Genomic DNA, 17809 nt, shown 5'->3' with positions numbered 1-17809 from the left:
GACAAAAAAGCCGTTGGCGCGCAAACGCCAACGGCTTTTTTCCTGTGCGGCCGCAGCCGGGAAGGGCGTACCGCTCAGCGACGTGCGCGCGGCGTGAGCACGCTCGGCAGCGCCTTCGGCAGCGAGTTCGGCCAGTCGCGGCTGTAGTGCAGCCCGCGGCTTTCGCGGCGCGAGTGCGCGCTCTTCACGATCAGCGTCGCCACGTCGACGAGGTTGCGCAGTTCGAGCAGGTCGCGCGTCACGCGGAAGTTCGCGTAGTACTCCTGGATCTCGTCGCGCAGCAGCGACAGCCGGTGCTTCGCGCGTTCGAGGCGCTTGTCGGTGCGCACGATGCCGACGTAGTTCCACATCAGGCGGCGCAGCTCGTCCCAGTTGTGCGCAACGACGACTTCCTCGTCCGCATCCGACACGCGGCTTTCGTCCCACGCGGGCAGCGCGGCCGGCGTTTCGGCATCGAAGCCCGCAGCTTCGATCGCCTCGGCCGCCGCGCGGCCGATCACGAGGCATTCGAGCAGCGAGTTGCTCGCGAGCCGGTTCGCGCCGTGAAGCCCCGTGTACGACGTTTCGCCGACCGCATACAGGCCCGCGAGATCGGTGCGCCCGGCGAGGTCGGTGACGACGCCGCCGCACGTGTAGTGCGCGGCCGGCACGACCGGAATCGGCTCTTTCGCGATGTCGATGCCGAATTCGAGGCAGCGCGCGTGGATCGTCGGGAAGTGTTCGCGCAGGAACGCTTCCGGCTGGTGGCTGATGTCGAGATACACGCAGTCGATCCCGCGCTTCTTGATCTCGAAGTCGATCGCGCGCGCGACGATGTCGCGTGGCGCGAGTTCCGCGCGCGGATCGTGCGCGGGCATGAAGCGCGTGCCGTCGGGCAGCTTCAGCAGGCCGCCTTCGCCGCGTACGGCTTCGGAAATCAGGAACGATTTCGCATACGGATGGAACAGGCAGGTCGGGTGGAACTGGATGAATTCCATGTTCGACACGCGGCAACCTGCGCGCCACGCCATCGCGATGCCGTCGCCGGTCGCGGTGTCGGGGTTCGTCGTGTACAGGTAGACCTTGCCGGCGCCGCCCGTGGCGAGCACCGTATGCGGCGCCTCGATCGTGATCGTGCGGTCGTTGTCGACGTCGAGCGCGTACAGGCCGTGACAGCGGCGGCCGGGCAGGCCGAGCCGATCCGACGTGATCAGGTCGATCGCGTGGTGGTTTTCGAAGAACGTGATGTTCGGATGCTGACGTGCACGCGCCGACAGCGTGGCGAGCACCGCATGGCCGGTCGCGTCGGCCGCGTGGATGATCCGGCGGTGGCTATGGCCGCCTTCACGCGTGAGGTGGAAGCCGAGCTCGGCCGCGTCGTCCTTCGTGAACGGCACGCCCTGCGAGATCAGCCATTCGATCGCTTCGCGGCCGTGTTCGACGATATAGCGCGTCGCGCCTTCGTCGCACAAGCCGCCACCGGCAACCAGCGTGTCGTCGACGTGGTTCTCGATGCTGTCCGCCGAATCGAGGACTGCGGCGATGCCGCCTTGCGCGTTATCGCTCGCGCCCTCCATCATCGACCGTTTCGCGATCAGCGCGACACGTCGCGTGCTGGCCAGGTTGAGTGCGACCGACAGCCCTGCCAGGCCGCTGCCGACGATCGCCACGTCGAATTTCATGCTGCATCTCCATCGTTACGCTTTTGATCTTGTGCGTTCCGGCAGCCGTGGCCGCGGAAAGGGGAGAGCATACCGCGTCGCGCCGGAGCGTGCGCGCAAAACAAAAAGCCCCGCATGTGCGGGGCTTTTCGGTCGCCGTCAGGCTAGCAGAAACCGGAGATTACTTGATCTTGGTTTCTTTGTATTCCACATGCTTGCGGACGACGGGATCGAACTTCTTGATCGCCATCTTTTCCGGCATGTTGCGCTTGTTCTTCGTGGTCGTGTAGAAGTGACCCGTACCAGCGGTCGACTCAAGCTTGATCTTGTCGCGTGCGCCTTTTGCCATGATTGTGCTCCTTGGGCTTAGGCTTCGCCGCGTGCGCGCAGGTCAGCGAGCACGGAATCGATGCCGTTCTTGTCGATCAGGCGCAGGCCGGCGTTCGAGACGCGCAGGCGCACCCAGCGGTTTTCGCTCTCTACCCAGAACCGGCGGTTTTGCAGGTTCGGCAGGAAGCGGCGCTTCGTCTTGTTGTTGGCGTGGGAAACGTTGTTGCCGCTCATCGGCGCTTTCCCAGTTACTTGGCATACGCGTGCCATGAGAGCACTCCTAATACGCTAAATTCGGGGTTCGATCGCCGATGAAGGTTCCATCGTACCGCCACGTGATCCATGGCTGCACTCAGAACGCCGAAGCCCTTACAGACAAGGCCCTTCGATGGCTAGAACTGGTTGGAAAAAAGACAGACGGCGATTCTAGCAGAAAAAGTTCAGAAAAATCAAACCTAATTTCGCATCGCCGTTGCGGCGCCGTTGGGCGGGCCGCAACCGCACAGTCTACATCCAACCGGCCCGCGCGAACGAAAAAGTATCACCCGTGCCGATCACGACGTGATCGAGCAGCCTGACATCGACGAGCGCGAGCGCGTCGTGCAGCACGCGGGTCAGGCGGCGATCTTCCGCGCTCGGCTGCACGGCGCCCGACGGATGGTTGTGGGCGACGATCAGTGCCGCGGCGTTGTATGCCATCGCGCGGCGCACGATCTCGCGCGGGTAGACCGCCATGCGCGTCAGCGAGCCGCGCGTGATTTCCTCCATGTCGATCAGGCCGTGGCGCGCGTCGAGGTAGACCGCGGCGAACACTTCGTACGGACGCGCGCCGATCTTCAGCCGCAGATAGTCCTCGACCGCGCGGGGTGAGTCGATCGGCATCTTCTCGTGCGCTTTCTCCTTGAGCATGCGACGCGCGATCTCGATGACAGCAACCAGCCGCGCGGCGCGCGCGGGGCCGATGCCGGGGTGCGCCTCGAAATCGCCGGTGGTTGCCTCGAGCAGTCCGTGCAACGACTTGAACTGCTTGACCAGTGCGCGGGCGGTGGTGAACACATCGTGCCCGGGCTTGCCCGTGCCGAGCAGCAGGGCGACCAGTTCGTCGTCGGTGAGCGCCGCCGGCCCGCGCTCCAGCAATCGCTCGCGTGGCCGCTCGGGCCGCCAGCCGCGCAGGCGGTGCTTGCGCCGGTGGATCGGGATGACGCGGCCGGGCGGATCGGCCGGCAGATCGGCGCTGTCGCGGCATTCGGCGGGCGGCAAGGCTGGGCAGGGTGACAGCATGCTTGAAACTCCATTGGCGGCGGGGCAGTGTGCGCGACGTCGTCGCACTTTCCGCCTTGCGCGCTCAGGTGACTTACAATATTGGTTTTGCGCCGGGCCTTTCGGCCGTATCGGGCGCCGACTGAACGAGTAATTCATGAGCCTCATCGATCTATCCGAAGTGAAGCCCGGTTCCCACGTCACACTGCATTACCGGCTGGCACTCGCCGACGGCGCCGATATCGTCAACACCTTCACCGACAAGCCGGCCACGCTGCTGCTCGGCGCGGGGCAACTGGCGCCGTCGCTGGAACAGATTCTGATCGGCCTCAGGGTCGGCGACCACTCGACTTTTCAGCTAGCCCCCGAACAGGGGTTCGGTCCCCGGAATCCCGACATGCTCCAGCGCGTGACGCTGTCGACGCTGCGCGAGAACGGGATGGTCGGCGACGATTTCACGCCGGGCGAACTGATCGAGTTCAACGCGCCGGACGGCGGCCGATACGCCGGGGTGCTGAAGGAAGTCAGCGAAACCTCGGCACTGTTCGACTTCAATCATCCGCTCGCGGGCCAAGCGCTCACGTTCGAAGTGAAAATCATCGGAATCCTGTAATCATGAGCACCACCGATACGCTGTCCGGGCAGACCGTCGCCGCCGATGCCGAAATCCTGCTGGCCCAGCCGCGCGGTTTCTGCGCGGGCGTCGATCGCGCGATCGAGATCGTCGAGCGCGCCATCGCGATGCACGGTGCGCCGATCTACGTCCGTCACGAGATCGTCCACAACAAGTACGTGGTCGAGGATCTGAAGAAGAAAGGCGCGATCTTCGTCGAGGAACTCGAGGAAGTGCCGGCCGGCAATACCGTGATCTTCAGCGCGCACGGCGTGTCGAAGGCCGTGCGCGACGAGGCCGACGTGCGCGGGTTGCGCATTTACGACGCAACCTGCCCGCTCGTCACGAAGGTGCACGTCGAAGTGGCGAAGATGCGCCAGGACGGCGTCGACATCGTCATGATCGGGCACAAGGGCCATCCGGAAGTCGAAGGCACGATGGGGCAGGTCGAGCGCGGCATGCATCTCGTCGAGAGCGTCGAGGACGTGCAGAAGCTCGAGCTCGCCGATCCCGAACGCATCGCGCTCGTCACGCAGACGACGCTGTCCGTCGACGACGCGGCCGAGATCATCGGCGCGCTGAAGGCGAAGTATCCGAAGATCCGCGAGCCGAAGAAGCAGGACATCTGCTACGCGACGCAGAACCGCCAGGATGCCGTGAAGTTCATGGCGCCGCAGTGCGATGTCGTGATCGTCGTCGGCAGCCCGAACAGCTCGAATTCGAGCCGCCTGCGTGAAGTGGCCGAGAAGCGCGGCGTGGCCGCCTACATGGTCGATGCGCCCGACCAGATCGATCCGGCATGGGTCGCGGGCAAGCGCCGCATCGGCGTGACGGCCGGCGCGTCGGCCCCCGAAGTGCTCGCCCAGGCCGTGATCGCACGGCTGCGCGAACTCGGTGTGCGCAATGTGCGCGCGCTCGACGGCATCGAGGAAAACGTGTCGTTTCCGCTGCCGCGCGGGTTGAACCTGCCGCCCGCCGCCTGATTGCCGCATTGCACCCGCGGAACACCGAAGCGCGCCTGACGGCGCGCTTTTTTTTGCCTGTCGAATTCGCAATCGCAACCAATATTCGGATCAATGGTGCAACCGGGTTGCTCTGCGTGCTTTCAAGCGTCTCTCAAAATTGGTTGCAATGCAGGAAAACCCCATCGAATCAGGATTATTGGCGTCCTATAAATGGAGTTACAATGCGCCCGTTTTCAGGCCTGAATGGCTTTGAAATCGGATTTTGGCAAGGCGCGGGAGACCACTCAATGCATGTGAAGTTGGCTTACGCCATGTCCGTCGCCGCACCGGTTGCAATGCTTGCCGGCTGCAGCAAAAAGAGCGACGACGAGGCGGGGAGGGAGGCTGCGGTGTTCGCGGCACCGCCGGCCAGCGGCGTGCGCGTCGCCGGAACCGGTCGTGCGGCACCCTTTGCGGGCCGCATCGCGCAATTGGGCAAGGACAAGGAAAACGGGGCACGTTTGGCGATCGAGGAAATCAACGCGCTTGGCCTGGCGAACGGCCAGGCAGCGGGCACGCAGGGTGCAGCACAGCAGGCCGCCGGTCGTGGCGTGACAGCGACCGTGCGCGCCGATCGACGCAGGCCGGCCCGGGTGCCCGGCGATGCGGGCAGCGTGCCGATGTCGCCGGTCCCCTTTCATTTCGATTCGACGAAACAGCGCGTTGCCGCGAGCAATGATGTCGCGGCGCGCGGTCTGGTTCGTACGATGGATTCCGACGTAGTCCTGACGAATGTCGGGCGCGGCGTTCGCGGTGCCTTGCGAGGCAGCGCGGCACGGAATCCGATCCGCCCGGGTGCGGGGCTCGCCTCGCACCGGACGGGAAAAGGCACGGATGCCGGGCAACCGGACGATGGCCGTCTCGGCATGCTGCCCTACGACTTCAAGGAGGCCACGAACACCGTCCTCGATGTCGTGACGATTTAGCGACGGGACTCATGACGGCACCGGAACAGTGCGGTGCCGTTTTTGTATCCGCTCCGGCGGCAGGTCCGGCCGTACAGGCCGGGCGGCGCGCGCCGGGACGATCCACCCTTACCGGTATCGACTAGTACCCGCAGTGTCGCCGAGAAGGCGCGATTCCTCGCTTACCCGCGGGGCGCAACGTCCTCCGGCAGCACGGGCCAAGGAGCTTTAAATGGATATTTTCGTCCAGCAGGTTCTCAACGGGCTGGTGCTCGGCAGTGTCTACGCCATCATCGCGTTGGGCTACACGATGGTGTACGGCATTCTCGGCATCATCAACTTCGCGCACGGCGACGTGCTGATGATCGGCGCGATGGTCGCCCTGTCGGCCATCACCGTGCTGCAGAACCATTTCCCCGGACTCGGCAACGTCGCGACGCTGACGATCGGCCTGGGCATCGCCGCAGTCGTCTGTGCATTCGTCGGCTTCACGATCGAACGGGTCGCCTACCGGCCGCTGCGTCGCGCACCGCGCCTCGCCCCGCTGATCACCGCGATCGGCGTGTCGATCCTGCTGCAGACCGCCGCGATGATCATCTGGTCGCGCAACCCGCTGCCGTTCCCGCAATTGCTGCCGACCGATCCGATCAACGTGATCAAGGCCACCGACACGACGCCCGGCGCCGTGATCTCGGTGACTGAAATCGTGATCATCGCGGTGGCGTTCATCGTAATGGGCGGCCTGCTGCTGCTCGTGCACAAGACCAAGCTCGGCCGCGCGATGCGCGCGATCGCCGAAAGCCCGAACACCGCGAGCCTGATGGGCGTGAACCCAAACTTCGTGATCTCCGCGACGTTCATGATCGGCTCCGCGCTCGCCGCGCTGGCCGGCGTGATGATCGCATCCGAATACGGCAACGTGCACTTCTACATGGGCTTCATCCCCGGCATGAAGGCATTCACGGCCGCGGTGCTGGGCGGGATCGGCAACCTCGGCGGTGCGATGGTCGGCGGCGTGCTGCTCGGCCTGATCGAGCAGCTCGGGGCCGGCTACATCGGCAACCTCACGGGCGGCGTATTCGGCAGTAACTACCAGGACGTGTTCGCCTTCATCGTGCTGATCATCGTGCTGGTGTTCCGTCCGTCCGGCCTGCTGGGCGAACGTGTCGCGGATCGCGCGTAACGGAAGGGAGCAAACAACATGACATCCATTCAACCGATCGAATCCTCGACGTCGCTCGTCGAAGAGCGCAACACCACCAAGACGGTCATCATCGGCCTCCTGACCGCGGTCTTCGTGATCGCGGCGCCGATCATCATCGGCTCGGCCGGCGGCAACTACTGGGTCCGCGTGCTCGACTTCGCGATGCTGTACGTGATGCTCGCGCTGGGCCTGAACGTGGTGGTCGGCTTCGCCGGCCTGCTCGACCTGGGTTACATCGCGTTCTACGCGGTGGGTGCGTACACGGCGGCATTGTTGAGCTCGCCGCACCTGAGCTCGCAATTCGAGTGGATCGCGGCGCTCGCGCCGAACGGGCTGCACATCCCGTTCCTGATCATCGTGCCGATCGCGATGGCGCTGGCGGCGACCTTCGGGATCCTGCTCGGCGCGCCGACGCTGCGCCTGCGCGGCGACTACCTGGCGATCGTGACGCTCGGCTTCGGTGAAATCGTCCGGATCTTCATGAACAACCTCGACCGTCCGGTGAACATCACCAACGGCCCGAAGGGGATCACGGGCATCGATCCGGTGCACATCGGCGACTTCAGCCTCGCGCAGACGCACTCGCTGTTCGGGATCCAGCTGCCGTCGGTCTACATGTACTACTACCTGTTCGTGCTCTGCTCGCTGCTGGTGATCTGGGTGTGTACGCGCCTGCAGCACTCGCGTATCGGCCGCGCATGGGCGGCGATCCGCGAAGACGAGATCGCGGCGAAGGCGATGGGCATCAACACCCGCAACGTGAAGCTGCTCGCGTTCGCGATGGGTGCGTCGTTCGGCGGCCTGTCGGGTGCGATGTTCGGTTCGTTCCAGGGCTTCGTGTCGCCGGAATCGTTCACGTTCTGGGAATCGATCGTCGTGCTGGCCTGCGTGGTGCTCGGCGGCATGGGCCACATCCCGGGCGTGATCCTGGGCGCGGTGCTGCTCGCGATCTTCCCGGAATTCCTGCGCTCGACGATGAGCCCGCTGCAGCACGCGCTGTTCGGCCACGACGTCGTCGATACGGAAGTGATCCGTCAGGCGCTGTACGGCCTCGCGATGGTGGTCATCATGCTGTATCGCTCGGAAGGCCTGTGGCCCGCGCCGAAGCATGAGGACAAGATCGCGAAACTGGCGAAGCGCAACAGCAAGAAGCCGGTTCGTGCTTAATCGACGGACACTGGGGATATACACATGAGCGACAAACAAATCCGACTGTCCGTCAAAGGCGTGAACAAGCGCTTCGGTGGCCTGCAGGCGCTGTCCGACGTCGGCCTCGAAATCAAGGAAGGCGAGATCTACGGCCTGATCGGCCCGAACGGCGCCGGCAAGACGACGTTCTTCAACGTGATCACGGGCCTCTACACGCCGGACTCCGGCGAGTTCAAGCTCGACGGCTCGGAATACAAGCCGACCGCGGTGCATCAGGTCGCGAAGACGGGCATCGCGCGCACGTTCCAGAACATCCGCCTGTTCGGCGGGATGACGGCGCTCGAGAACGTGATGGTGGGCCGCCACGTGCGCACCAAGCACGGGCTGCTCGGCGCGGTGTTCCAGACGCCGGCCGAACGCCAGGAAGAGCGCGAGATCAAGGAACGCGCGATCGAGCTGCTCGAATACGTCGGCGTGCTGCAGTACGCGGACTACACGTCGCGCAACCTGTCGTACGGCCACCAGCGCCGTCTCGAGATCGCGCGCGCACTGGCCACCGACCCGAAGCTGCTCGCGCTCGACGAGCCGGCGGCCGGGATGAACGCGACCGAGAAGGTCGAACTCACGCGCCTGCTCGACAAGATCCGCTCGGACGGCCGCACGATTCTCCTGATCGAGCACGACGTGAAGCTCGTGATGGGGCTGTGCAACCGGATGACGGTGCTCGATTACGGCAAGGTGATCGCCGAGGGTCTGCCGCAGGACGTGCAGAAGAATCCGAAGGTGATTGAGGCATATCTCGGCGCAGGGGTGCACTGATGGCAGCGGCAATGTTGAAAATCAAGGGCTTGCAGGTCAACTACGGCGGCATCCAGGCCGTCAAGGGCGTTGACATGGAAGTCCGTCAGGGCGAGCTCGTGACGCTGATCGGCGCGAACGGCGCGGGCAAGACCACGACGATGAAGGCGATCACGGGTCTGAAGGCGTATTCGGCCGGCGACATCGAGTACGAGGGCAAGTCGATCAAGGGCATCCCGACGCACGAGCTGCTCAAGCGCGGCCTCGCGATGGTGCCGGAAGGCCGCGGGATCTTCGCGCGGATGTCGATCGTCGAGAACATGCAGATGGGCGCGTACCTGCGCAACGACGGCGAGCAGATCAAGAAGGACGTCGACCGCATGTTCGGCTTCTTCCCGCGCCTGAAGGAGCGTGCGACGCAGCTCGCGGGCACGCTGTCGGGCGGCGAGCAGCAGATGCTGGCGATGTCGCGCGCGATCCTGTCGAAGCCGAAGCTGCTGCTGCTCGACGAGCCGTCGATGGGCCTGTCGCCGATCATGGTCGAGAAGATCTTCGAAGTGGTGCGTGAAATCTCGAAGGAGGGCATCACGGTGCTGCTGGTCGAGCAGAACGCGCGCCTCGCGCTGCAGGCGGCCGACCGTGGTTACGTGATGGATTCGGGCACGGTCACGATGGAAGGCGATGCGAAGCAGATGCTCGACGACCCGAAGGTGCGGGCTGCGTACCTGGGTGAATGAGTGAGTGAATGAGCGGGCCCGGTGGCGCGCGACGGCAGATGCCGGCCGCGTCGCACACGGGCTTTCGAAAGGCTGTCACGGGATGCCGTGACAGCCTTTTTTTTCGTGTCATGCGATTCCGGTCGAACTTGTGTGGGCGGGCGCGACTCCATTCGACTGTTGCGCCGCGCACGCGGCGCGGGAACGATGGGGGCGGCCGCTCGTTGCCGGTCGCCTGCAAACCGACACATGGGCCGTGTAGCATCGGCGGCCCGTCGGCACACGGAGAGCGCGCATGAGTCTGGACTACGGTTTCGTGAAGGCGAAGGTGACATCGGTGGCGAAGCTGAAGGGCTCGCCGCATGGCAGCGAGATCCAGTACCACATCCACCTGACGCTGGCGTTGCCCGGCGGCGACTGGGACGTCGCGATCAACGTCGGCACCAACGACGCGGACGACCTGCTGAACTACAAGCTCGTCTACGATTTCCACCACCCGATCACGCAGACGCTCGCGGCCGCGGCCGAAGGCTATACGGACCTGACGGGGCAGGCAGCGTTGCCCGCGCTCGACTACCTGCGCAGCGACATCCTGAACGAAACGGGCGCATGGCGCCCGAGCGCCGTGATGGACGGCACGGAGAATCAGGAGCCGATCCCGTCGCTGCTGCGGCTGGTGAACGCCGCGCAGTCGCAGGGGCTCGACGTCGTCGTGTTCGGCCGCACGTATTCGCAAGGCAACGGCATCCACGACACGCACATGAACCAGGGGTCGACCGGCTCGAACTACCTGCACCGCGCGGGCGACGACCACAACGATCACAACGACATCTGGCAGGACGGCGCGCTGATCGTGCGCGTGAGCGAGTCGCAGTGGGCCGCGTATTTCGCCGCGTTCGAGCAGCAGGCCGTGCCGACCGACGCGCTCGGCAATCCGCTGCCGGGCGCGGGGCCGATCACGCGTTGACGTAGCGGGCTGCCGGCCTCTGCTTCACGCGGCCGGCAGTGTCTTGCCGAACGAGATGCGTTCCTCGACACGATAGCCGAGCGCCGCGTAGAAGCGGCATGCATCGTCGTTGCCGGGCAGCACCTGCAGGTTGATCTTCAGGCAGCCGCGCGCGGCGAGCGCGCGTTCCGCGTGCGCGATCAGTGCGCGGCCGATGCCGAGCCGGCGTGCGTCGTTCGATACGCCGAACGAGTAGAGCCAGCCGCGATGCCCGTCGAAACCCGCCATCAGCGTGCCGACCACGCGTGCGCGGCTGATCGCGACGAAGAACAGTTCCGGCTGCGTCGCGAGCTTCAGCTCGATCGATCGCAGCGGATCGCGGTGCGGCGGCGCATCCGCGTCTTCGTACTGCGGGAACGCGTCGCGCCATACCGCGAGCACGGCATCGGTGTCGGCGCGTTCGAACGGGCGGACTGCGACAGCATCGGCGGCGGCATCCATCGCGGTGGTCTCCTTAGAGCGTGTCGAGGACCGACCGCAGCATCGCCATCATCTGGTCGATTTCCTCGGTCGTCACGTTCAGTGCGGGCATGAAGCGCAGCAGGTTCGGCCGCGCGGCGTTCAGCAGCAGGCCGTCGGGCTGCATGTCGCGCGCCTTCTCGACGATCTGCGGGCCGATGTCCTTGCCGAGCAGCAGCGCGCGCAGCAGGCCTTCGCCGCGTTCGCCTTCGAAGCCGCGCTCTTCCGACAGCTCGAGCAGCTTGCGCTTCAGGTATTCGCTGCGCGCGCGCACACCTTCGAGGAAGCCCGGTGCGACGAGCTGCGAGATCACCGAATAGCCGACCGCCGTCATCAGCGGGTTGCCGTTGTACGTGCCGCCCTGGTCGCCGGCCTCGAACACCGCGAACTCGGCCTTCGACAGCAGCGCGCCGAGCGGGGCGCCGCCGCCGATGCCTTTCGCGAGCGTCATGACGTCCGGCTCGATGCCGGACAGCTCGTACGCGAACAGCGTGCCTGCGCGGCCGCAGCCGCTTTGCACTTCGTCGACGATCAGCAGCAGGTCGTGCTGCTTCGTCAGCGCGCGCAGCGCCTGCATGAATTCACGCGTGGCCGGAATCACGCCGCCTTCGCCCTGGATCGGCTCGAGCATCACGGCGACGGTCTTGTCGGTGATCAGCTTCTCGACCGAGTTGATGTCGTTCAGCTCGGCCTTCGGGAAGCCCGGCACTTGCGGCGCGTAGATCGTGTCCCAGCCCGGCTTGCCGCTGGCCGACATCGTCGCGAGCGTGCGGCCGTGGAAGCTGTGGTCGAACGTGATGATCTCGTACGCGCCGTTCTTGAACTTGCGGCCCCACTTGCGCGCGAGCTTGATCGCGCCTTCGTTCGCTTCCGCGCCGCTGTTCGTGAAGAACACCTTGTCGAACACGCTGTGCTGCGTGAGCAGGCCCGCGAGCTTCGCCATCGGTTCGTTGTAGAACGCGGGCGACGGGTTCAGCAGCTTTTCCGCCTGCGTCTTCAGCGCGTCGACGATGCCTTCGTTGCAATGGCCGAGGCTGTTGACGGCCCAGCCCTGGATGAAGTCCAGATAGCGCTTGCCCGTGTGATCGTAGAGCCACGAACCCTTGCCGTGCGTAAACACGATGTCGGGGCGGTTCGTGATGTACATCAGCGAGTCGATCGGATAATCGTTCAGGGGCATGGCAGCAGACTCCAGCGGACGTTGAAAGGGAAACAGGCAATAAAAAAGCCACGGAAGGCCGTGGCTGGTGGGTCGAACAGCTTGTGCGTAACCGGTGAAGCAGTGTGGGGGGTTACGCGCGAGTCCGTGACGAGCCTGCGGCATCCGGGCGGAGCGGCGAGCGGCGACGTCGAAGGGCGGACAGGAAGCAGTTCATGTGCGCAAGCATAAGGCATCCCGCGCGTCACTGTAAACCGCCGCGATGCCACGGATGTGACATCGCGGCGCGCAGTGCCGCACGCGGGTGCGCGGGCCTCAGACCGGATGCGCGAGATCGGCGGCGCTCGTGAACGAGTCCGCGTAGAACTCCTCGGCCGGCAGCGCGTGGTGCTGCGTGAAGTCGCGCTGCGCGGATTCGACCATCACCGGCGCGCCGCATGCGTACACCTGGTAGCCCGACAGGTCGGGCAGATCCTCGATCACCGCGCGATGGACGAAGCCGGTGCGGCCCGTCCACTGATCGCCGGCGTCCGGCTCGGAGAGCACCGGCACGTACTTGAAGTTCGGGATCTCGCGTGCCCACTGCTCGGCCAGTTCGCCGAGGTAGATGTCCTTCTTGCGGCGTGCGCCCCAGTAGAGCGTCATCGGGCGCGTGATGCCCGTGTGCTTCACGTGCTCGATGATCGCCTTGATCGGCGCGAAGCCGGTGCCCGATGCGAGCAGCACGATCGGCTTGTCGGAATCCTCGCGCAGGAAGAACGTGCCGAGCGGGCCTTCGAAGCGCAGGATGTCGCGCTCCTTCATCGCGCCGAACACGTGGTCGGTGAACTTGCCGCCCGGCATGTGGCGGATGTGCAGCTCGACCGGGCCTTCCTCGTGCGGTGCGCTCGCCATCGAGTAGCTGCGGCGCGAGCCGTCCTTCAGGATGAACTCGACGTACTGGCCCGCGAGATACTGCAGGCGTTCGTTGGCGGGGAGCTGCAGCTTCACGACCATCACGTCGTCGGCCTTGCGCTCGAGCGCGGCGATCCGGCACGGCAGCTTCTTGACCTGCACGCCGTCGACGCCGGCGATTTCACGCACGTCGATTTCGAGATCGCACTGCGCCTTCGAGCAGCACAGCAGCGCGAGGCCGCGGGTGCGCTCGTCGTTGGACAGTGCCGATGCGGCGTGCGGGCCCTGTTCGATCTGGCCCGACACGATCTGGCCCTTGCAGGAGCCGCACGCGCCGTTCTTGCAGCCGTACGGCAGATGGACGTTCTGGCGCAGCGCGGCCGCCAGCACGGTTTCATCCGACTCGACCTGGAATTGCCGGCCGCTTTGCTTGAGAGTGACGTTGAATGCCATAGAACCAAACTAGAACAAAATGGGGGGACCGTGCATGTCGGGCACGGCAGCTACAATGCAAACCCGTTGCGCGTCGCGCAACGGTGGCTACTGATTTCGCAACCAACATGATCGCGACTCGAATCCTGCGCCGGCCGCGCGCACTGATCGTCGGCTGCGGCGACGTCGGCATGCGCTGCGTCGCGCAATGGCGCGACACGCGCCGCAACCTGCGGATCTTCGCGCTGACGAGCCATCCGGCCCGTCGCGACGAACTGCGCGCCGCGGGCGCAACACCGATCGTCGGCGACCTCGATCGCCGGGCGACGCTTGGCCGCCTCGCGGGTCTTGCCCGCACGATCCTGCATCTCGCACCGCCGCAGTCCGATGGCCGCGACGACCGGCGCACGCGTGCGCTGATCGCCGCAACGACCGTGCCTGCGCGACGGCCGCCGGTGCCGCCGGCCTCGGCGGTCGGCCGGCTCCGAACGCTGCGCACCGCGGCCCGACAGGCCGGCGCGCCCGTTCGGGCAGCGCGTATTGTACCCGACGGCCTTCGTGCGCCGAGGCTCGTCTACGCCAGTACGACGGGCGTTTACGGCGATTGCGGCGGCGCACGTATCGACGAGACGCAGCCGCTGCGCCCCGCGAATCCGCGCGCATTTCGCCGCGTGTCGGCCGAGCGGCAGTTGCGTGCGGCGACGGTGCGCGGCGTGCTGTCCGCGCGCGTCGTGCGGATTCCCGGGATCTACGCGGCCAACCGTCTGCCGGTCGCGCGGCTCGAGCGCGGCACGCCGGCGCTCGAACCGGCCGACGACGTCTACACGAACCACATCCACGCGGACGATCTCGCGGCGATCCTGCGCCGCGCGGCCGAACGCGGCAAGCCGGCGCGCGCTGTACACGCGTCGGACGACAGCGAACTGCGGATGGGGGAGTATTTCGACCGGGTCGCGCAGGCGCTCGGCCTGCCGAGGCCGCCACGCGTCAGCCGCGCGGACGCCGAGCGTCAGCTCGAACCGACACTGCTGTCGTTCATGCGCGAGTCGCGGCGCCTGTCCAACGCACGGCTCAAGGCCGAATTGTGCGTGACGTTGCGCTATCCGACCGTAGACGATTTCCTTCAAACGCTCGCGCCGGGCAGCGCGTCAGGTGAGCGCCGGTAACGCCTCGATCAGCAGGAAGCACAGCAACGCGCCGATCAGCGCGCCAATCAGGTTCGGATGATATTTGTGCTTCATGTGCATCGCGGCCAGCAGCCCGCCGATCACGATGACACCGATGACCGCGAACGCGATCATCACGTACGACAGTTCGAAAGTATGGTTGTTCATGACGTCTCCCCTGCATCGCTGCTCGTACAGCTTGTGATTTCAGTATAGCGGGGGAACACGCGGCAGAGATGCGGTCGGACGTCGAACGGTCGTGCGGATTTTCCCTTACAGGGTTTTGACGGTATTGCGCAGCGCCGCAAGGTCGGCGTCGTCGAGCCAGCGCCACGCGCCGGGCGCGAGGTCGCCCGGCAGCGTGAAGCCGCCGATGCTTTCGCGATGCAGCGCTTCGACGCGATTGCTCGCCGCCGCGACCATCCGTTTGACCTGGTGATACTTGCCTTCCAGAACGGTCAGCGCCAGTGCGTGCGGGGCGCGCGCGTCGGCGGCGACCGCCGCGATCGGCTTCGGCTCGCCGTGCAACTGCACGCCGGTGCGCAGCGTGTCGAGCTGCGTGTCGTCGAGCGGGTGGCGCACGGTCGCCACGTAGGTCTTCGGTACCTTGCGTTTCGGCGACGTGTACGCGTGCACGAACTGGCCGTCGTCGGACAGCAGCAGCAGGCCCGTCGTGTCCTGGTCGAGACGCCCGACGCACTGCACGCCGCGCGCGACGAGCGGCGCAGGCAGCAGGCTGAATACGCTCGCGTGGTGTTGCGGGTCGCGCGAACACTCGTAGCCGGCCGGCTTGTTGAGTGCGAGATAGGCGCGTGCGTGGAACGGCCACGCCGTATCGTCGACCGAGAACACGAGGCCGTCGGTATCGAACGCGGCGTCGGGGTCGGTCGCGCGGGCCCCCGCCACGGTGACGCGGCCCGCTTCGATCAGGCCGCGGCACTGGCGGCGCGAGCCGAAGCCCTGGGTGTAGAGAATGCTTTCGAGATCCATAGCGCGCGCATTCTATCAAGCGATGGCGCGCGACCGGCATGAACGCGCATGCGCTGGTAAGCTGCCGGTACGCCGCGCGGGGCGCGGCGCCCGTTCATTTTTCACGGAAAGCACATGCCTTTTGCTTCGTTCCCGTTCGGCCGCTACGCCGCGGCCGTCATCGTTGCCGCGACCGTCTCGTCGGCCGCGTTCGCGCACGCGCACCTCGCGAAGAGCGATCCGGCGGCGGGCGCGTCGGTGGCTGCCGCACCGGCCGCCGTCACGATCGACTTCACCGAGCCGCTGGAGCCGGCGTTCAGCTCGATCGTCGTCGTCGACGGCGACGGCAAGACGGTGTCGGACGGCCGTGCGCGCATCGACGCGTCGAATCGCAAGCGGATGTCGGTGCCGCTCACGGCGGTCGGCACCGGCGCCTATACGGTGAAATGGGTGGCCGTCGCGACCGACGGGCACCGCACGCAGGGCGCGTACGGCTTCAGCGTGAAGTGACGCAACGGCGACGGCAGGCCCGTGCCAGGGTTGCCGTCGCGCCTATCCGACAGGGAGTCCCGCATGAATCCGACGACGCTCGACGCACTCGCCGATTTCCCCCGTCAGCTCGAAGCGCATTTCGCGGCCGTGCCCGACGGCTACGCGCGCTGGACGCCCGATGACTGGGCCGGGATCCCGAGCGAGCATTTCTCGCCGCTCGGGCAGCTCTGCCACGTACGCGACATCGAGATCGACGGCTATCACGTGCGGCTGCGGCGGATGCTCGACGAAGACCGGCCGCTGCTCGTGTCGATCGACGGCGACGCGCTCGCGATCGAGCGCCGCTACAACGACGCGTACGCGTCCGACGTGCTCGCGGCGATCCGCGAAGCGCGGCGCGAGACGCTGGACCTCGTGTCGCGTCTCACGCCCGAACAGCTCGCGCGCACCGGGGAATTCGAAGGCTACGGGTCGCTGACCGTGCGCGGACTCGTCCACTACCTGTGCAGCCACGACCAGCAGCACCTGGCCGGCATGCAGTGGCTGCTCGGCAAGATCGACGCGGCGTTGTACGCGCGTTGAGCGGGCGCCGGGACGGGCGCCACTCGATCGAGGACAGATTCAGGCGCGGTTGTCGGTGCGGCAGGCTGCACTGCCGCGCTTCGATTGGATCGTTTTTCTGGATAATCCATCCAGCCGTGCCCGGCTGACCGGTGCGTCGCGCATGCCTACACTCCTAGCTTCGTTCAACGAAAAAAGGAGTCAGCCGTGGCAACTCATACGCTCGCAGACAAGGTCGTCCTGATCGCAGGTGGCGCAAAGAATCTCGGCGGTCTGATCGCGCGGGATCTGGCGAGCCACGGCGCGAAGGCCGTGGCGATTCACTACAACAGCGCCGCGTCGCAGGCGCAGGCCGAGGAGACGGCCGCCGCGGTGCGTGCGGCCGGCGCGGAAGCGGCCACGTTCCAGGGCGACCTGACGACGGCCGCCGCGGTCGAGAAGCTGTTCGACGACGCGAAGCAGCGCTTCGGCAAGATCGACATCGCGATCAACACGGTCGGCAAGGTGCTGAAGAAGCCGTTCACCGAGATCAGCGAGGCCGAGTACGACGAGATGTTCGCGGTCAACAGCAAGTCGGCGTTCTTCTTCATCAAGGAAGCGGGGCGGCACCTCGAGGATCACGGCAAGCTCGTCACGCTCGTGACGTCGCTGCTCGGCGCGTTCACGCCGTTCTATGCGGCGTACGAAGGATCGAAGGCGCCGGTCGAGCATTTCACGCGCGCGGCATCGAAGGAGTACGGTGCGCGCGGGATCTCGGTGACGGCCGTCGGGCCGGGCCCGATGGACACGCCGTTCTTCTACCCGGCCGAGGGCGCCGATGCGGTCGCGTACCACAAGACGGCGGCCGCGCTGTCGCCGTTCAGCAAGACGGGCCTGACCGACATCGAGGACGTCGTGCCGTTCATCCGCCATCTCGTCACCGACGGCTGGTGGATCACGGGCCAGACGATCCTGATCAACGGCGGCTACACGACCAAGTAACCGGCCCGGCAACGGGCCGCGCGGCGCACCGCAATGGCGCGTTTGCGTGGACAATGGACGGGCGCGCAGCC

The 17809-nt window shown here is 66.0% G+C and carries 21 protein-coding genes; 12 read left to right on the top strand and 9 right to left on the bottom strand.

The window, feature by feature from the left end:
• Positions 1–74 precede the first annotated feature (74 nt).
• From nadB to radC, 4 genes are all read right to left on the bottom strand, one after another.
• Complete coding sequence (gene nadB, locus CFB47_RS14455) at positions 75–1661, bottom strand: L-aspartate oxidase (protein ID WP_089461526.1); 1587 nt, start codon at positions 1659–1661, stop codon at positions 75–77.
• A gap of 160 nt (positions 1662–1821) precedes the next feature.
• The gene (rpmG, locus tag CFB47_RS14450) at positions 1822–1989 is read right to left on the bottom strand and encodes a 50S ribosomal protein L33 (protein WP_006478046.1); all 168 of its coding nucleotides are present in this window, start codon (positions 1987–1989) and stop codon (positions 1822–1824) included.
• A 17-nt stretch (positions 1990–2006) separates the two neighbouring features.
• The gene (gene rpmB / locus CFB47_RS14445) at positions 2007–2240 is read right to left on the bottom strand and encodes a 50S ribosomal protein L28 (protein WP_004186391.1); all 234 of its coding nucleotides are present in this window, start codon (positions 2238–2240) and stop codon (positions 2007–2009) included.
• A gap of 237 nt (positions 2241–2477) precedes the next feature.
• Entirely contained in the window at positions 2478–3251 is a 774-nt protein-coding gene (radC, locus tag CFB47_RS14440) for a DNA repair protein RadC (RefSeq protein WP_089461525.1), read from the bottom strand.
• Between the two features lie 136 nt (positions 3252–3387).
• On the opposite strand from radC, the gene CFB47_RS14435 reads away from it, so the two are divergent.
• From CFB47_RS14435 to CFB47_RS14400, 8 genes are all read left to right on the top strand, one after another.
• Positions 3388–3843, top strand: a complete 456-nt coding sequence (locus CFB47_RS14435) for a peptidylprolyl isomerase (protein ID WP_046544593.1) — start codon at positions 3388–3390, stop codon at positions 3841–3843.
• 2 nt (positions 3844–3845) lie between these two features.
• Positions 3846–4826, top strand: coding sequence for a 4-hydroxy-3-methylbut-2-enyl diphosphate reductase (gene ispH / locus CFB47_RS14430; protein WP_006488968.1), 981 nt, complete (start codon positions 3846–3848; stop codon positions 4824–4826).
• A 269-nt stretch (positions 4827–5095) separates the two neighbouring features.
• The gene (locus CFB47_RS14425; protein WP_089461524.1) at positions 5096–5773 is read left to right on the top strand and encodes an amino acid-binding protein; all 678 of its coding nucleotides are present in this window, start codon (positions 5096–5098) and stop codon (positions 5771–5773) included.
• Between the two features lie 211 nt (positions 5774–5984).
• Positions 5985–6935: a branched-chain amino acid ABC transporter permease gene (locus CFB47_RS14420; RefSeq protein WP_006488946.1), complete on the top strand. Its 951-nt coding sequence runs from the start codon at positions 5985–5987 to the stop codon at positions 6933–6935.
• A gap of 18 nt (positions 6936–6953) precedes the next feature.
• Complete coding sequence (locus CFB47_RS14415; RefSeq protein WP_089440838.1) at positions 6954–8123, top strand: ABC transporter ATP-binding protein; 1170 nt, start codon at positions 6954–6956, stop codon at positions 8121–8123.
• 24 nt (positions 8124–8147) lie between these two features.
• Positions 8148–8924 (top strand): ABC transporter ATP-binding protein, encoded by a 777-nt coding sequence (locus CFB47_RS14410; RefSeq protein WP_021160760.1) that lies wholly within the window; start codon positions 8148–8150, stop codon positions 8922–8924.
• On the top strand, positions 8924–9640 hold the full coding sequence (locus CFB47_RS14405; protein WP_089426143.1) for an ABC transporter ATP-binding protein: 717 nt from the start codon (positions 8924–8926) through the stop codon (positions 9638–9640). The genes CFB47_RS14410 and CFB47_RS14405 overlap by 1 nt, the downstream gene beginning before the upstream one ends.
• 274 nt (positions 9641–9914) lie before the next feature.
• Positions 9915–10586 (top strand): DUF2278 family protein, encoded by a 672-nt coding sequence (locus tag CFB47_RS14400; RefSeq protein WP_089461523.1) that lies wholly within the window; start codon positions 9915–9917, stop codon positions 10584–10586.
• 24 nt (positions 10587–10610) lie between these two features.
• Here CFB47_RS14400 and CFB47_RS14395 read toward each other — a convergent pair whose 3' ends face one another.
• From CFB47_RS14395 to CFB47_RS14380, 3 genes are all read right to left on the bottom strand, one after another.
• Positions 10611–11066, bottom strand: a complete 456-nt coding sequence (locus tag CFB47_RS14395; RefSeq protein WP_089461522.1) for a GNAT family acetyltransferase — start codon at positions 11064–11066, stop codon at positions 10611–10613.
• Between the two features lie 13 nt (positions 11067–11079).
• A complete protein-coding gene (locus CFB47_RS14390; protein WP_069248649.1) occupies positions 11080–12264 on the bottom strand; it encodes an acetylornithine transaminase in 1185 nt (394 codons plus the stop codon).
• A gap of 294 nt (positions 12265–12558) precedes the next feature.
• Positions 12559–13590 (bottom strand): CDP-6-deoxy-delta-3,4-glucoseen reductase, encoded by a 1032-nt coding sequence (locus CFB47_RS14380; protein WP_089456780.1) that lies wholly within the window; start codon positions 13588–13590, stop codon positions 12559–12561.
• Between the two features lie 107 nt (positions 13591–13697).
• Between CFB47_RS14380 and CFB47_RS14375 the strand changes: the two genes are divergently transcribed.
• Positions 13698–14735, top strand: a complete 1038-nt coding sequence (locus CFB47_RS14375; RefSeq protein ID WP_089461520.1) for an NAD-dependent epimerase/dehydratase family protein — start codon at positions 13698–13700, stop codon at positions 14733–14735.
• Here the strand turns inward: CFB47_RS14375 and CFB47_RS14370 are convergent.
• Positions 14718–14903: a hypothetical protein gene (locus CFB47_RS14370; RefSeq protein WP_011352938.1), complete on the bottom strand. Its 186-nt coding sequence runs from the start codon at positions 14901–14903 to the stop codon at positions 14718–14720. The two genes, CFB47_RS14375 and CFB47_RS14370, sit on opposite strands and share 18 nt — an antisense overlap.
• Positions 14904–15008: 105 nt before the next feature.
• Entirely contained in the window at positions 15009–15725 is a 717-nt protein-coding gene (locus tag CFB47_RS14365; protein ID WP_089456778.1) for a pseudouridine synthase, read from the bottom strand.
• 114 nt (positions 15726–15839) lie between these two features.
• Here CFB47_RS14365 and copC point away from each other — a divergent pair, with 114 nt between their 5' ends.
• The 3 genes from copC to CFB47_RS14350 all read left to right on the top strand — a co-directional run bounded on the left by copC (position 15840) and on the right by CFB47_RS14350 (position 17738).
• Positions 15840–16214 carry a copper homeostasis periplasmic binding protein CopC gene (gene copC, locus CFB47_RS14360; RefSeq protein ID WP_089461519.1) on the top strand — a complete coding sequence of 125 codons (375 nt, stop codon included), beginning with the start codon at positions 15840–15842 and terminating at the stop codon, positions 16212–16214.
• A gap of 63 nt (positions 16215–16277) precedes the next feature.
• Positions 16278–16778 carry a DinB family protein gene (locus CFB47_RS14355; protein WP_089440832.1) on the top strand — a complete coding sequence of 167 codons (501 nt, stop codon included), beginning with the start codon at positions 16278–16280 and terminating at the stop codon, positions 16776–16778.
• Between the two features lie 186 nt (positions 16779–16964).
• Positions 16965–17738, top strand: a complete 774-nt coding sequence (locus tag CFB47_RS14350) for an SDR family oxidoreductase (RefSeq protein WP_039368119.1) — start codon at positions 16965–16967, stop codon at positions 17736–17738.
• The last annotated feature ends 71 nt before the right edge of the window (positions 17739–17809 follow it).

This window comes from Burkholderia sp. AU27893 (assembly GCF_002223205.1).
Taxonomy (GTDB): Bacteria; Pseudomonadota; Gammaproteobacteria; order Burkholderiales; family Burkholderiaceae; genus Burkholderia.
Note: the sequence above shows the minus strand (reverse complement) of the source record. Positions and strands in the feature narration are given on the sequence as shown.

Coding starts and splice junctions, on each gene's coding strand:
- CFB47_RS14395 (WP_089461522.1), bottom strand. CDS start 11,066: ATGGATGCCGCCGCCGATGCTGTCGCAGTCCGCCCGTTCGAACGCGCC.
- CFB47_RS14375 (WP_089461520.1), top strand. CDS start 13,698: ATGATCGCGACTCGAATCCTGCGCCGGCCGCGCGCACTGATCGTCGGC.
- copC (WP_089461519.1), top strand. CDS start 15,840: ATGCCTTTTGCTTCGTTCCCGTTCGGCCGCTACGCCGCGGCCGTCATC.
- CFB47_RS14405 (WP_089426143.1), top strand. CDS start 8,924: ATGGCAGCGGCAATGTTGAAAATCAAGGGCTTGCAGGTCAACTACGGC.
- CFB47_RS14365 (WP_089456778.1), bottom strand. CDS start 15,725: ATGGATCTCGAAAGCATTCTCTACACCCAGGGCTTCGGCTCGCGCCGC.
- CFB47_RS14410 (WP_021160760.1), top strand. CDS start 8,148: ATGAGCGACAAACAAATCCGACTGTCCGTCAAAGGCGTGAACAAGCGC.
- CFB47_RS14420 (WP_006488946.1), top strand. CDS start 5,985: ATGGATATTTTCGTCCAGCAGGTTCTCAACGGGCTGGTGCTCGGCAGT.
- CFB47_RS14400 (WP_089461523.1), top strand. CDS start 9,915: ATGAGTCTGGACTACGGTTTCGTGAAGGCGAAGGTGACATCGGTGGCG.
- CFB47_RS14415 (WP_089440838.1), top strand. CDS start 6,954: ATGACATCCATTCAACCGATCGAATCCTCGACGTCGCTCGTCGAAGAG.
- nadB (WP_089461526.1), bottom strand. CDS start 1,661: ATGAAATTCGACGTGGCGATCGTCGGCAGCGGCCTGGCAGGGCTGTCG.
- rpmB (WP_004186391.1), bottom strand. CDS start 2,240: ATGGCACGCGTATGCCAAGTAACTGGGAAAGCGCCGATGAGCGGCAAC.
- CFB47_RS14435 (WP_046544593.1), top strand. CDS start 3,388: ATGAGCCTCATCGATCTATCCGAAGTGAAGCCCGGTTCCCACGTCACA.
- radC (WP_089461525.1), bottom strand. CDS start 3,251: ATGCTGTCACCCTGCCCAGCCTTGCCGCCCGCCGAATGCCGCGACAGC.
- CFB47_RS14390 (WP_069248649.1), bottom strand. CDS start 12,264: ATGCCCCTGAACGATTATCCGATCGACTCGCTGATGTACATCACGAAC.
- rpmG (WP_006478046.1), bottom strand. CDS start 1,989: ATGGCAAAAGGCGCACGCGACAAGATCAAGCTTGAGTCGACCGCTGGT.
- CFB47_RS14425 (WP_089461524.1), top strand. CDS start 5,096: ATGCATGTGAAGTTGGCTTACGCCATGTCCGTCGCCGCACCGGTTGCA.
- CFB47_RS14370 (WP_011352938.1), bottom strand. CDS start 14,903: ATGAACAACCATACTTTCGAACTGTCGTACGTGATGATCGCGTTCGCG.
- ispH (WP_006488968.1), top strand. CDS start 3,846: ATGAGCACCACCGATACGCTGTCCGGGCAGACCGTCGCCGCCGATGCC.
- CFB47_RS14355 (WP_089440832.1), top strand. CDS start 16,278: ATGAATCCGACGACGCTCGACGCACTCGCCGATTTCCCCCGTCAGCTC.
- CFB47_RS14380 (WP_089456780.1), bottom strand. CDS start 13,590: ATGGCATTCAACGTCACTCTCAAGCAAAGCGGCCGGCAATTCCAGGTC.